General features: G+C 64.2%; 10 protein-coding genes. 5 read left to right on the top strand and 5 right to left on the bottom strand.

The window, feature by feature from the left end; translation table 11 throughout:
• Positions 1-9: 9 nt before the first annotated feature.
• The gene (locus JQ580_RS12500; protein WP_212280358.1) at positions 10-1032 is read right to left on the bottom strand and encodes an ABC transporter substrate-binding protein; all 1023 of its coding nucleotides are present in this window, start codon (positions 1030-1032) and stop codon (positions 10-12) included.
• 161 nt (positions 1033-1193) lie between these two features.
• Here JQ580_RS12500 and JQ580_RS12495 point away from each other — a divergent pair, with 161 nt between their 5' ends.
• The 3 genes from JQ580_RS12495 to JQ580_RS12485 all read left to right on the top strand — a co-directional run bounded on the left by JQ580_RS12495 (position 1194) and on the right by JQ580_RS12485 (position 4765).
• Positions 1194-2000 (top strand): creatininase family protein, encoded by an 807-nt coding sequence (locus tag JQ580_RS12495; RefSeq protein ID WP_212280357.1) that lies wholly within the window; start codon positions 1194-1196, stop codon positions 1998-2000.
• A gap of 139 nt (positions 2001-2139) precedes the next feature.
• Positions 2140-2403, top strand: a complete 264-nt coding sequence (locus JQ580_RS12490) for a hypothetical protein (protein WP_212280356.1) — start codon at positions 2140-2142, stop codon at positions 2401-2403.
• A 397-nt stretch (positions 2404-2800) separates the two neighbouring features.
• Positions 2801-4765, top strand: a complete 1965-nt coding sequence (locus tag JQ580_RS12485) for a carbohydrate porin (RefSeq protein WP_212280355.1) — start codon at positions 2801-2803, stop codon at positions 4763-4765.
• 9 nt (positions 4766-4774) lie between these two features.
• On the opposite strand, the gene JQ580_RS12480 is transcribed toward JQ580_RS12485, so the two are convergent.
• Positions 4775-6850 carry a methyl-accepting chemotaxis protein gene (locus JQ580_RS12480; RefSeq protein ID WP_212280354.1) on the bottom strand — a complete coding sequence of 692 codons (2076 nt, stop codon included), beginning with the start codon at positions 6848-6850 and terminating at the stop codon, positions 4775-4777.
• A 232-nt stretch (positions 6851-7082) separates the two neighbouring features.
• Here JQ580_RS12480 and JQ580_RS12475 point away from each other — a divergent pair, with 232 nt between their 5' ends.
• Positions 7083-8378 (top strand): hemolysin family protein, encoded by a 1296-nt coding sequence (locus JQ580_RS12475; RefSeq protein ID WP_212280353.1) that lies wholly within the window; start codon positions 7083-7085, stop codon positions 8376-8378.
• Positions 8379-8407: 29 nt separating this feature from the next.
• On the opposite strand, the gene JQ580_RS12470 is transcribed toward JQ580_RS12475, so the two are convergent.
• The 3 genes from JQ580_RS12470 to JQ580_RS12460 all read right to left on the bottom strand — a co-directional run bounded on the left by JQ580_RS12470 (position 8408) and on the right by JQ580_RS12460 (position 11514).
• Complete coding sequence (locus tag JQ580_RS12470; protein WP_106949473.1) at positions 8408-8647, bottom strand: PilZ domain-containing protein; 240 nt, start codon at positions 8645-8647, stop codon at positions 8408-8410.
• A 105-nt stretch (positions 8648-8752) separates the two neighbouring features.
• Positions 8753-10465, bottom strand: coding sequence for an FMN-binding glutamate synthase family protein (locus JQ580_RS12465; RefSeq protein ID WP_212280352.1), 1713 nt, complete (start codon positions 10463-10465; stop codon positions 8753-8755).
• Positions 10466-10740: 275 nt separating this feature from the next.
• A complete protein-coding gene (locus JQ580_RS12460; RefSeq protein WP_212280351.1) occupies positions 10741-11514 on the bottom strand; it encodes a ferredoxin--NADP reductase in 774 nt (257 codons plus the stop codon).
• A gap of 381 nt (positions 11515-11895) precedes the next feature.
• Here JQ580_RS12460 and JQ580_RS12455 point away from each other — a divergent pair, with 381 nt between their 5' ends.
• Positions 11896-12699: an ATP-grasp domain-containing protein gene (locus tag JQ580_RS12455; RefSeq protein WP_212280350.1), complete on the top strand. Its 804-nt coding sequence runs from the start codon at positions 11896-11898 to the stop codon at positions 12697-12699.
• The last annotated feature ends 94 nt before the right edge of the window (positions 12700-12793 follow it).

Below are 12793 nucleotides of genomic sequence, written 5' to 3'. Positions count from 1 at the left end.
GACCTGGCGCTACGGCTTGCTCGGGCGCAGCTCGACGCCGACGCCCTTGTTGACGAAGCGCAGCGTATAGGATTTGCGGAAGTCGAGATCGCCCTTCACGACGCCGGCCTTGACCATCTTGTTGAAGAAGGAGGTGTAGCGGTCGTCGCTCATCGCGCCGATGCCGTTCTTCAAGGAGTCGCCGGAATCGACGATCCCGTATTCCTTCATCTTCGCGACGGAGTATTTCAGCAGATCGTCGGTCATCTCCGGATTGAGCTGCTTGATCAGGGCATTGCCGGCGGAATTGTCGCCGTAGATGTAGTTGTACCAGCCGATCATGGAGGCATCGACGAAACGCTGCACCATATCCGGCTTCTTCTCGACGGTGTCGCGGCGCGCCTCGATCAGGGTCGAATAGGTGTTGAATCCGTAATCGGCCAGCAGCAGCACGTTGGGCTTGAAGCCGGCGGCCTTCTCGACCGCGAAGGGCTCGGAGGTGACATAGCCCTGCATCGCGCTCTTGGGGTTGGCGATGAAGGGTTGCGGATTGAAATTATAGGGGCGGACGTTCTTCTCGCTGAAGCCGTATTCGGACTTCAGCCACTGGAAATAACTGCCCATGCCCTCCTTGGAGACGAACAGCGTCAGCGGCTTGAGGTCCTCGATCTTGCCGACCTTGGCATCCGGCTGCGTCAGCATCACCTGGGGATCCTTCTGGAAGATCGCGGCGATGGTCACGACGGGAACGTTGTTGGCAACCGCGTCGAACGACATCAGCGTGTTCGCGGCCATGAAGAAATCGATCTTGCCGGCGATCAGCAGCATCCGGTTGTTCTCGTTCGGGCCGCCGGGAACGATGGTGACGTCGAGGCCGTATTTCTTATAGGTGCCGTCGGCAACCGCCTGGAAGAAGCCGCCATGCTCGGCCTCGGCGACCCAATTGGTGCCGAACGTCACCTTGTCCAGCGTCTCGGCACGCGCCTCGACGCTGCAGACGAAAGCCGCCATCAAGCCGGCAATGAGCGCTCGCCGCAGTGGGAAGGGGGTCATATGGCACTCCGTCGATCGCTTCCGGCCAATCGCGTCTGGCTCATGTGAACGCAACGCGATAAAACCGATGACATCAGGGGACGCGAGCCGGGCGGGCCCGCATCCCCTGATACCCAAATTACGTGACAAATTCGGGCAATGAAACCTCCAAAGACTACTCAATGATGCCATCCCGCGACTGGACCGAAATCCGCTGGACCGATGCGTCTCCCGCGGACACGTCGCGCTGGATCGCGGTGCTGCCGCTGGCGGCAACCGAACAGCACGGCCCGCATCTGCCGCTCGAGACCGACGTGCTGATCGCGGACGCCTATCTCGCACGCGTCCGCGAGCTGTTGCCCCGGAGTGTTCCGGCCAGTTTCCTCCCCGTTGAAGCGGTCGGAATTTCCACCGAACACATCGACTATCCGGGCACGCAAACCTTGCCGACAGACGCCGCCCTGACGCGATGGACCGGGATCGGCGCGGAGGTCGCGCGGCGCGGCGTGAAGAAGCTCGTCATCATCACCAGCCATGGTGGCAACAGCGCGGCCATGATGCTGATCGCGCAGGATCTGCGCGCCCATCAAAAGCTGTTTGTGGTGACGACGTCGTGGTCGCGACTGTCAGGCGCCGACAAACTGTTCCCGGCCGACGAAGTGCGCCACGGCATTCATGGCGGCGCAGTCGAGACCTCGATCATGCTGGCGCGCTATCCCGAGCAGGTGCGCAAGGATGCGATCGCGGATTTTCCCGCGAGCAGCGTCGCGCTGGAACGGCAATATCGCTGGCTGTCGACGCAGCGGCCCGCGCCGTTTGCCTGGCAGGCGCAGGATCTCAACCCCAGCGGCGCCGTCGGCAATGCGACGTTGGCCGTGGCGACGAAGGGCGAGCGGCTCATCGATGAGGGCGCCCGTGCGTTTTGCGATCTGCTGGGCGAAGTCGATAACTTCGACGTGAACAGGCTCGCCAAGGGGCCTCTCGGCTAAGCCATATCCTGCTGGAATCCCTCACGAAAATTCCTCGCTTCCGGAGCGGATTTGCGGCGTTCGAACCGGACGCGGGGAGCCTCCGTCAAACTGGGCACGCGGGCCACAACGGACCGCCTCAACCCGGATGGAGTTTCACATGTCGATCAAGACCAAGATTGCCGCCCTCGCGCTCGCGACCCTCGCCGTCACCGGCAGCATCGTGTCCACCACCTCTTCGGCCGAAGCCAAGCCGCCCGGCTGGGTCTGGGGTGTCGGCGCCGGCATCGCCACCGCCGCCGTCGTCGGCTCCGCGATCGCCGCCAACAACGATCCCTATTACTACGGCTATCACCGCTGCGGCTGGGTCGCCCAGTACAACGCTTTCGGCCAGTACATCGGCCGCGTTCGCACCTGCTACTGATCTGAGTACCTGAGGCCGATCTTACGTGGATCCTGCGTCCGACACGGGCGCCTCATCCACCCCGTGTCGTGCCCCCCGACCCCGCCCGGCTGTCCCCCCGGGCGGGGTCATTTCTTTGGGCCGCGGGAATTTGTTGCCGTCCCGTCACAGAGAGGTGCGAACCATCCCGTGCAGCAAATCGCAACAGTTGCTATTGCGAATTAATCGCAATAAAGTCTGCAACGGGCTCAGGGGCTTGGGACGAAGCACGTCGTGGCGGATCATTTCCATCGACGACGCGAGACACCAAGACCTGATGACAGGACCACCGCGAATCGGCAGGGATATCGCGGCGGATAGGATACATCGCGTTTTGGGGGCGTGCGTTTTGACGTTGAGAGGTCACCGTTATCAGGGCTTGCGGACGGCCGCGGCGATTGCCTCGGGCGTGCTGGCTTTTCCCGCCGCGAGCCGCGCGGCCGATCTGCCGCTGAAGGCGCCGGCGCTGAAAGCGGTTTATGACTGGACCGGCCTCTATATCGGCGGGCATGTCGGTGTCACCCGCGGCACTTCGTCGGCGACGTTGACCGATCCCACGCTCGCAACCGACAACAACGTCTTCACCGGCGCGACCGGCGGCGTCCAGGCCGGCTACAATTGGCGCCTCAATTCGGGCCTGCTGCTCGGCGTCGAAGGCGACATCTCGTTTCCGAACTATCTGCCTTCCAACCACGTCGTGTCGTCGGCTGTGACTGCGCTGTCGGGCGCAGAGGAACGCTGGGACTATGTCGCGAGCCTGCGCGCGCGGCTCGGTTACGCCACCGGCAACTGGCTGTTCTATGCCACCGGCGGCGCGGCCTTCACGGGCGAGCGCTTTCTGTCGACGCCGACGGGCAGCAATGAAGAAAAGGTGCTGCACACGCGGTTCGGCTGGACCGCCGGCGGCGGCGTCGAATATGCCTTCGCGCCGCACTGGACCACGCGGCTCGAATATCTCTACAGCAGGTTCGAGAACGCCAGCGTCACCTTTCCCTCCGGCGGACAATATTCATCGTCGATGGATTTCCACAGCCTGCGGATCGGCCTCAATCGCAAGATCGATTGGCCGGGCGTGCCGACCTACAATCCGAAGTCTGACATCACTGATACCGAGTCGAGCCGCTGGGAGATCCACGGCCAGTCGACCGCGCTGGGACAGGGCTATCCCGCCTTCCGTGCGCCCTACACGGGAACGAACAGCCTGCTCCCGTCGCCTGACTTCCAGCAGACCTGGAGCAACTCGCTCTATCTCAATGCGCGGCTGTGGGACGGCGGCGAGGTCTATTTCAATCCGGAGCTGCTGCAGGGATTCGGCTTCAACAACACGACGGGCGCTGCAGGCTTTCCCAACGGCGAAGCGCAGAAGTCCGGCTTCCCCTATCCGCACTTCAATGCCTCCCGGCTGTTCGTGCGCCACACCTTCGGCTTCGGCGGCGAGCAGGAAGAGCTGGCTTCCGGCCAGCTTCAGCTCGCGAACAAGGTTGACGTCTCACGGCTGACCCTGCAGGTCGGAAAATTTTCCGTGGTCGACGTGTTCGACGGCAATTCCTACGCGCACGATCCGCGCAAGGATTTCATGAACTGGTCGATCTGGGCGTCCGGCGCTTTTGACTATGCCGCCGACAAGCTCGGCCTCGGCTACGGCGCCACCGCAGAGTTGAACCAGAAGCAATGGGCGATACGCGGCGGCTACTTCCTGATGGACGCGGTTTCCAACTCGAGCAATTTCGACATGAACGTCGGCCGGCGCGGCGAATATGTCGTGGAGCTCGAGACGCGCTATTCGCTGTTCGGCCGGCCCGGCAAGCTGCGCACGCTCGGCTTCCTCAACAGCGCCTATTCCGGCAGCTATCGCGAGACGCTGGACAATCCCGCCTTCGGCGTCGACATCAGCCAGACCCGCCGCGGCCGGATCAAATACGGCTACGCCCTCAACCTCGAGCAAGCCATCACCGACGATATCGGCGTGTTCGGCCGCTGGAGCTGGAACAACGGCCGCACCGAGATCATGGCGTTCACCGACATCGATCGCAGTCTGTCCGGCGGCCTCTCCGTCAAGGGAGCGAAATGGGGACGACCCGACGATGTCGTCGCCATCGCCGGTGCCATCAACGCGCTGTCGCAGGACCATCGCGACTTCATCGCAGCCGGCGGACTCGGTCCCCTGATCGGCGACGGCCAGCTCAACTACCGCCGCGAGCGGGTGCTGGAGACCTACTACGCCTATGCGCTGAACAAGGCGCTGACCTTCACCGCCGACTACCAGCTCATCGTCAACCCCGCATACAACGCCGACCGCGGACCGGTGTCGGTGTTTTCAGGGCGTCTGCACGGCGAGTTCTGAGCGAGCTCCCTACGCCGCGCGGATCGCGTCCAGGAACTTGCCGACCTCCACCTTGAGACGGCTGCTTTCGCCGGACAGCGATCTGGCCGAGGCGAGCACGTTGGAGGAGGCCGATCCGGTCTGGCTCGCGCCGCGCTGCACGTCGACGATGCTGGCGGAGACCTGCTGGGTGCCGCGCGCCGCCTGCTGCACGTTGCGCGAAATCTCTCGCGTCGCTGCGCCCTGCTCCTCGACTGCCGAGGCGATCGCGGACGCGATCTCGGACATTCGGCCGATGGTGTCACCGATCGCCTTGATGGCGCCGACGGACTCTTCCGTCGCTGTCTGAATCCCCGTGATCTGCTGGCTGATCTCGCCGGTGGCCTTGGCGGTCTGCTCGGCCAGCGCCTTGACCTCGGAGGCAACCACCGCGAAGCCGCGTCCGGCCTCACCGGCACGCGCGGCCTCGATGGTGGCGTTGAGAGCCAGAAGATTGGTCTGGCCCGCGATCTGGCTGATGAGCTCGACGACATCGCCGATCCGCCCCGCGGCCTTGGCGAGCTCCCCAACATGGTCGTTGGTCCGCCCGGCCTGTTGCACCGCCTCGCCGGCGATGCGAGCGGAGTCCTGCACCTGCCGGCTGATCTCGTCGACCGACGAGGCCATCTCCTCGGCCGCCGAAGCGACGGTCTGCACGTTGGTGGAGGCCTGTTCGGAGGCGGCCGCGACGGTCGCGGTGACCTTCTCCGACTGCTCGGCCGTGCTCGTCAGCGTTCCCGCCGACACCTCCAGCTCCGAGGACGCCGACGACACCGTGTTGATCACGTCGCCGATCATGGCTTCAAACTCGCGCGCAATCTGGTCCATGCGCTGGCTGCGCCGGAGCTTCGCATCGGCTTCGACCGCGGCCGCCTGGTCGGCGGCCTTCTTGGCGAGCAGCGAATCCTTGAAGTGCTGCAGCGAACCCGCCACTTGGCCGATCTCGTCATTGCGGCCCGTCGCGGGGATCTCGACCTCGTGCTGTCCGGCGGCGAGCGTTCCGATCACGTCCGCAATCCGGCCGAGCGGGGCCACCACGCGCCTGCGCAGCATCAGGGTCACGCCACCGAGCGTCCCGAGCAGCGCCAGCACAACCACGGCTGCGAGCGCGAGCATCGCCAGTGCGCCATCGCGCGCGGTCGTGGCACGGTCGGCCGCTTCGGCCAATGCGGCATCGCGCACGCCGTAGAACATCTGGATGGCCGGTACGATGACCTTCGCCAGCTCATCGGCGTCGACGCCGTACTTGCCGTCACCCCTCGCTGCGGGCATCTCCTTTTCGACGACCAGCGCTGCTTTGCCAAAATAGGACTCCGTCGCCGCCTTCAGCGCGGCGGCAATCCGGGGCGGATTGCCGAGCATCTCCATGCCGGCTTCGATACGCTCGCGGTCGGCTTCCACACGTCCCTGCATGCGGTCCATGAGCGAGAATTCGGCCGCCACCAGCGGGCGGCGTGCCGACAGCGCCGGCGACAGCGTAGCGGCGCGGCTGCCGGCCGAGACGCGCAAATCCTGCGCCGTTCGCGCGAGGCCCAGGAACGCCGCGAGCGAGGAATCGGCATTCACGACGTGTCCTTCGAGCCGGTTCATGATGGGCTCGATCTTGCTGATGACCTCGGCGACACCGGGCAGGAAGCCCTTGACCACGGCGCTGTCGCGCGCCGCCAGGGGCACGCTCATCGCGCGATCTGCCGCCGTATACAGCTCCTTGAGCCGCCCGGCGGCACGATCCAGGGTGTCGACCATCGCTGCGCTGTCGTCGAGCGCCATGATGGCGCGCCGTGCGGCCGCGAAGCCGGCATCGGCCGCTTTCGCAGCCTTCCCGGCAGCTTCGAGCTGGGCCTGCGTCGCAACGCCTTCCTGGAAGATCGGAGAGATGTAGGGCGCACGAAGTCCTGCGACGTGCTGGCTGACCGTCAGCATGGCGCCGAAGGCATCGACGCTCTTGATCGCGTCGGAGCGGTTGGTGAAGATGCGCGCCTGGGGTATCAGCACCTCGGCGCCGAGGATGACTGCGAAAACCGTCACGGTCAGCATCGACAGCGCGAAAAGTTTCCCGATCCGCATCTGGGGTCTCCCAAAAATATTTCTGCAATGTCGAAATCTAGCCGCCGGCCACTAAAAGCCCGTTAAACAACGGCCATCCCGTAGTTCCACGGGGCGTAGGAGAGCCTGCCCGCGATCGGACGCGCTGTTCCGGGGACGCCAATGCGGTAAAATTGACGGCAATCCCTCGCAAAATACCTATATCAAGAGATGTGCCGTTTATCCGGACACACTCCCTTACCTCGGAATGTCAATGCTCTCGGTCGAACTCGTCATCGTCGTCGTCCTGATCGTCATCAATGGCCTCTTGTCCATGTCGGAGCTGGCCGTGGTCTCGTCCCGCCCGGCGCGGCTGTCGCTGCTCGCCGCCAAGGGCGTGCGCGGCGCCGAGCGGGCGCTGACGCTGGCCGCCGATCCCGGCAAATTCCTCTCGACGGTGCAGATCGGCATCACGCTGGTCGGTGTGCTCTCCGGCGCGTTCTCCGGCGCGACGCTCGGGCAGCGGCTGACGCAATGGCTGCTCGAGCTCGGCCTGTCCGCGGGCATTGCCGACATCGTCGGCGTCGGCATCGTCGTCACGCTCATCACCTACGCCACCCTGATCGTCGGTGAGCTGGTGCCGAAACAGGTGGCGCTGCGCGACCCCGAAATCATCGCGGTCAGGGTCGCGCCCGCCATGCACGTGCTTTCGAAGGTCTCGCTGCCGCTGGTGTTTCTGCTCGATCTTTCCGGCAAGCTGATTCTCACCATGCTCGGTCGCGGCGGCAAGGCCGAGGAGAAGGTCTCGGAGGACGAGATCCATCACCTGGTCCGCGAGGCCGAAAGCGCAGGCGTGCTCGAACCCGGTGAGAAGGAAATGATCGCCGGCGTGATGCGACTTGGCGACCGGCCGGTCGGCGCGGTGATGACGCCGCGCACGGAGGTCGACGAGATCGACCTCAACGACGATCCCGCGGCCATCCAGGAGATCATCGCCAAGAGCCCGCATTCGCGCTTTCCCGTCTCCGACGGCGACCGCGACAAGCCGATCGGCGTGCTGCAGGCCAAGGACCTGCTGGTCGCCTATATGAGCGAACGGACGCCGGACCTGCGCGCGCTCGTGCGCGAGGCACCCGGCATCCCGGCGTCGGCAGACGCACGCGACGTCGTGGCCATCCTGAAGGCCGCGCCGGTTCACGTCGGTTTCATTTACGACGAATACGGCGGCTTTGAAGGCATGGTGACGGCCTCCGACATCCTCGAATCGATCGTCGGCGCCTTCCATTCGGAGGACGGGCCGCCGGAGCCGGCCTTCGTGAGGCGTGCCGACGATTCGCTGCTGATCTCCGGCTGGATGCCGGTCGACGAATTCGGCGAATTGCTCGGTGTCGAGCTGCCGCCGCACCGCTACAACACGGTGGCTGGCCTGGTGCTGCAGCAGTTCAACATGCTGCCCAACACCGGCGACGCCTTCGACTTCGGCGGCTGGCACATCGAGGTGGTCGATCTCGATGGGCGGCGGATCGACAAGATCCTGGCAAGCCGGCTGAGCGAGGTCGAGACGGGATAGTTCGCGCGCTTGCGCGAGCGCCGACATTCTCACCCGAACTTCACGCCGATCCGCTTCTCCTTGCGCCAGACCACGGTGCAGGCGAGATGCGTTCCGTCGGCCGGGATGAACAGGGTGAAGCGTTCGGGAATTCCGACCGGGCTGGTAACGTCGAGCGCCGCGCCGGTGTCCGAGAAATTGCGGACGGTGCAGTCGATCGCGCCGCCGCCGAACTCGATCGTTCCGGCTTTCAGCACACGGTGTCTGGCTTTGTCGCGTCGCTCATCCATGGGGGCAATTTACACCCAAAGCTGACACAGACATTAAGGCACGGCGCATTCGCGATGATTTTGTGCCGCCGCGCCAAGCGCGGCGGTATCATGCGGTGGAGGGCCTTACAGGGCCGGCTGGAACGTGTCGGTCTGCGCCATCCGCCAAGCCTCGCGGAAGCGTGAGTCTTCAGTGCCTTCGAGCAATTCGCCGGGACGTAGCTCCGGATAGAGCCGCGCGAAGGATTGAACCTGCGTCGTGGACGTCCGTTGGCTGAAGTGAATCGGGCGCAGCTGCTGCGGATGCTCGAGGCCCGCCGCGGCGATCAGCTCGGTCAGCGAATGCAGCGTCGCGTGGTGATAATTGTGCACGCGGTCGATCTTGAGCGGCACGTAGAGCGCACGCGCTCGCGTCGGATCCTGCGTCGCCACCCCGGTCGGGCAACGATCGGTGTGGCAGCTCAGCGACTGGATGCAGCCGAGCGAGAACATGAAGCCGCGCGCGGAGTTGCAATAATCGGCCCCGATCGCCATGGCGCGCGCCATGTCGAATGCGGTGGCGATCTTTCCGGAGGCACCGATCCTGATGCGGTCGCGCGCATTGATGCCGATCAGCGCGTTGTGGACGAAATTGACGCCCTCGCGCATCGGCATGCCCAGGTGATCCATGAATTCCAGCGGCGCCGCACCGGTGCCGCCCTCATTGCCGTCGACCACGATGAAATCGGGATAGATGCCGGTCTGGAGCATCGCCTTGCAGATCGCCAGAAATTCCCAGGGATGGCCGATGCACAGCTTGAAGCCGGTCGGCTTGCCGCCGGACAGGCGCCGCATCTCCGCGATGAACTGCATCATGCCGACAGGCGTCGAGAACGCGCGATGCGAGGCCGGCGAGATGCAGTCCTCGCCCATCGCGACGCCGCGGATTTTTGAGATCTCCTCCGAGACCTTCGCCGCCGGCAGGACGCCGCCGTGGCCCGGCTTGGCGCCCTGGCTGACCTTGAGCTCGACCATCTTGATCTGGTCGTCGCAGGCGACGCGCGCGAACGCCTCGGGATCGAAGGTGCCGTCGAGATGACGGCAGCCGAAATAACCGGAGCCGATCTCCCAGATGATGTCGCCGCCCATCTCGCGGTGATAGGGGCTGACGCCGCCCTCGCCGGTGTCGTGCGCGAAGCCGCCCTTTTTGGCACCGGCATTGAGCGCGCGCACCGCGTTGGGGCTGAGCGCGCCGAAGCTCATCGCGGAAATGTTGAACACCGAGGCCGAATAGGGCTTGCTGCAATCTGGGCCGCCGATGGTGATACGGAATTTCTCTTCGGCATGCGTCTTCGGCGATACCGAGTGATGCATCCACTCGTAGCCCTCGCGGTAGACGTCCTCCTGGGTGCCGAACGGACGCTTGTCGAGCTCCATCTTGGCGCGCTGATAGACCACCGCGCGGGTGTCGCGCGAGAACGGCATGCCGTCCTTCTCGCTCTCGAAGAAATACTGCCGCATCTCCGGTCGGATCTCTTCGAGCAGGAAGCGGATATGCGCCGAAATCGGATAGTTGCGCAGCACCGCGTGGCTCTTCTGCAAGAGATCGCGGACGCCGAGCAGCGTCAGCGCGCCGAAGATCAGGATCGGGACCAGCAGGATGTCGAAGATCTTGCGGTCGGCGATGCCGATGCCGATCAGGAGCGCGGTGACGACCGCGCAGATCGTCAGGACGATGAAGCGCGGCGAGAACGGCAGCAGCAGGGTCTCCATGATCCCCTCCTCCGCCAGCGCCACGCGCTTGTGGGACGCGCGTTGGGAGGAGTCCTGCGTCTTGGTGTCGTCGGCCACGATTCCCATCCTCTCGCCAGCATGAGGCGCTACGATACGCCCTCGCCTGTCATACGGATATGACGCGGCCCTTGTTTCAGGCTAGCGAATTCGGCCGGGATAAATCAATCAGCCGAGAGGATAGGCTTTTGCAGTGCAGCAGGGGGCCGAATTGAGCCGCCTGCATGGATGCAAACTAACTTTGTCCCGGACAAGCGCCCGGGATCCAAAATGCAACAGCATACGATGGTGAGATGGGCCCCGGCTCTGCACTCCGTCCGGGGCAAGAGAGCGTGGCTGGGGCCTTACCGCTCGACGAACGCCTTCTCGATTACGAAATGGCCGGGCTTGTTGCCGCTGCCTTCGATGAAGTCGCGCCCTTCGAACATCACCTTCAGCTCTTCGAGCATCGCGGGGCTGCCGCACATCATGACCCGGTCGGTCTCGATGTTCAGCGGGCCCTGCCCGATATCGTTGAAGATCTGCTCGGAGTTGATCAGGTCGGTGATACGGCCGCGATTCCTGAAAGGCTCGCGGGTCACGGTCGGATAGTAGATCAGCTTGTCGGCGAGCAGTTCGCCGAACAGTTCGTCTTCGCGCAGCGAGGCGACCAGCTTCTCGCCATAGGCGAGCTCGGACACCTGGCGGCAGCCGTGCACCAGAACGATCGATTCGAACTGGTCATAGACCTCGGGGTCCTTGATCAGGCTCGCGAACGGCGCGAGGCCGGTTCCGGTCGAGAGCAGCATCAGCCGCTTGCCGGGAAGGAGATTGTCGGTGACCAGCGTGCCGGTCGCCTTGCGGCCGACCAAGATGGTGTCGCCTTCCTTGATCTTCTGCAGGCGCGAGGTCAGCGGGCCGTCCTGAACCTTGATCGAGAAGAACTCGAGCTCTTCCTCGTGGTTGGCGCTCGCCATGCTGTAAGCGCGCAGCAACGGACGGCCGTCGATCTCGAGGCCGATCATCGCGAACTGACCGTTCTGGAAACGGAAACCGGTATCGCGCGTGGCACGGAAGCTGAACAGCGTGTCGGTCCAGTGCTGGACGGAAAGAACCTTCTCTCGGTAAAACGCGCTCATGATTTTCGATATTCCGAATAATTGCGGTTTTAAGGCAAAAGCGTTGCCCGGCCCTGAAACGGGGCGGACACCATTGCCATGGCGGAGGATTTCGCGTGTGTGATCTACGCCATTGAGACCAATAATCAACCTCGTTCCCCAGGCAATTGATGCCGGTCAAACCGGCATTTGCGGCGGAATTGGCCATATTGTTAATGAATCTGCTGCCGGGCGCGCGAGGCGTGCAATTTCTTCGCCCTGCGACGGTCCAATGCAGCACTTAATTTCCCTCGCGCTCGCGAGAATTTCATTAAGAATAGCTCTGACTTTCATCCCGTTTTGGTGCCGTTCCCGCATTTTTGCGGCTTTTGGCGCCAGGAACGCCTGACACACGAGAAACACATGGCGACCAGCGACGAGCGGATCTTCGTCCAGGCGGTCAGGCGCTATGCCGCGAAGCACGGCATCGCCGTGGACGTCCGCGCCGATGGCTGGCTGATCGCCATGCGCCGGGGCGACGAGCGGCGCTTTGCCTTCGGCTACGACATCGGCCTCAACAGCGCCATTGCCCACCGCCTCGCCAACGACAAATCGGCGACATCCGAGGCGCTGGCGCTAACGGGCGTGCCCGGTATGTCGCATCATCTCTTCCTCAACCCCAAGCTGGGCGAGAACGTCGTTGGCGCCGGCTGGCGTCAGGCGATGACGCGGCTTCTTCACGACCATCCTGAAGGCGTGGTGGTGAAGCCCAACGAGGGAACGTCGGGGCGCTTGGTGTTCAAGGTGACGACCGAGGCGGAGCTCGACCACGCAGCCGGCGAGGTGTTTTCGATGAGCACAGGGCTCGTGATCTCGCCCTATGTCGCGATCGAGGAGGAGGTCCGCGTGGTGCTGCTCGATGAGCGGCCCCTCGTCGCCTACAGCAAGCAGCGGGGAGCGGATTGGCGACATAATCTCGATGCCGGCGCAAAGCCGGTATTGCTGGAGGACGGCGAGGTTCGCACGGCCTGCGTCAAGCTCGCGATCGATGCCGCGCGCGCCGTCGGCATCGCCTTTGCGTCGATCGACGTGGTGCGCGTGGATGGCGCGTGGCGCGTGCTCGAGATCAATTCCGGCGTGATGATGGAGGCGCTGGGGAAGCTGTATCCGGAGCTGGTGCAGGCGGCGTATGACGCGGCGCTCGACCGGGTTTTTCGAGAGGGTTGAAGCCAAGTGCCCGGTGCCAATCTTCGCCCCCCCTTGTGGGAGACGGCGGCGCGAAACGCCCTCTCCATGAAGGGAGAGGGCGCGGCAAGTCCGC

Origin of the sequence: Bradyrhizobium sp. SZCCT0148 (genome assembly GCF_018129985.1) — a bacterium.
Classification (GTDB): domain Bacteria; phylum Pseudomonadota; class Alphaproteobacteria; order Rhizobiales; family Xanthobacteraceae; genus Bradyrhizobium; species Bradyrhizobium japonicum_H.
The sequence above is the reverse complement of the archived record's forward strand: the minus strand, read 5'-3'. Positions and strand labels throughout refer to the sequence as shown.

Excerpts from the sequence above, each read along its gene's own strand:
- JQ580_RS12455 (WP_212280350.1), top strand. The coding sequence starts at position 11,896 with ATGGCGACCAGCGACGAGCGGATCTTCGTCCAGGCGGTCAGGCGCTAT.
- JQ580_RS12475 (WP_212280353.1), top strand. The coding sequence starts at position 7,083 with ATGCTCTCGGTCGAACTCGTCATCGTCGTCGTCCTGATCGTCATCAAT.
- JQ580_RS12465 (WP_212280352.1), bottom strand. The coding sequence starts at position 10,465 with ATGGGAATCGTGGCCGACGACACCAAGACGCAGGACTCCTCCCAACGC.
- JQ580_RS12460 (WP_212280351.1), bottom strand. The coding sequence starts at position 11,514 with ATGAGCGCGTTTTACCGAGAGAAGGTTCTTTCCGTCCAGCACTGGACC.
- JQ580_RS12500 (WP_212280358.1), bottom strand. The coding sequence starts at position 1,032 with ATGACCCCCTTCCCACTGCGGCGAGCGCTCATTGCCGGCTTGATGGCG.
- JQ580_RS12495 (WP_212280357.1), top strand. The coding sequence starts at position 1,194 with ATGATGCCATCCCGCGACTGGACCGAAATCCGCTGGACCGATGCGTCT.
- JQ580_RS12470 (WP_106949473.1), bottom strand. The coding sequence starts at position 8,647 with ATGGATGAGCGACGCGACAAAGCCAGACACCGTGTGCTGAAAGCCGGA.
- JQ580_RS12480 (WP_212280354.1), bottom strand. The coding sequence starts at position 6,850 with ATGCGGATCGGGAAACTTTTCGCGCTGTCGATGCTGACCGTGACGGTT.
- JQ580_RS12490 (WP_212280356.1), top strand. The coding sequence starts at position 2,140 with ATGTCGATCAAGACCAAGATTGCCGCCCTCGCGCTCGCGACCCTCGCC.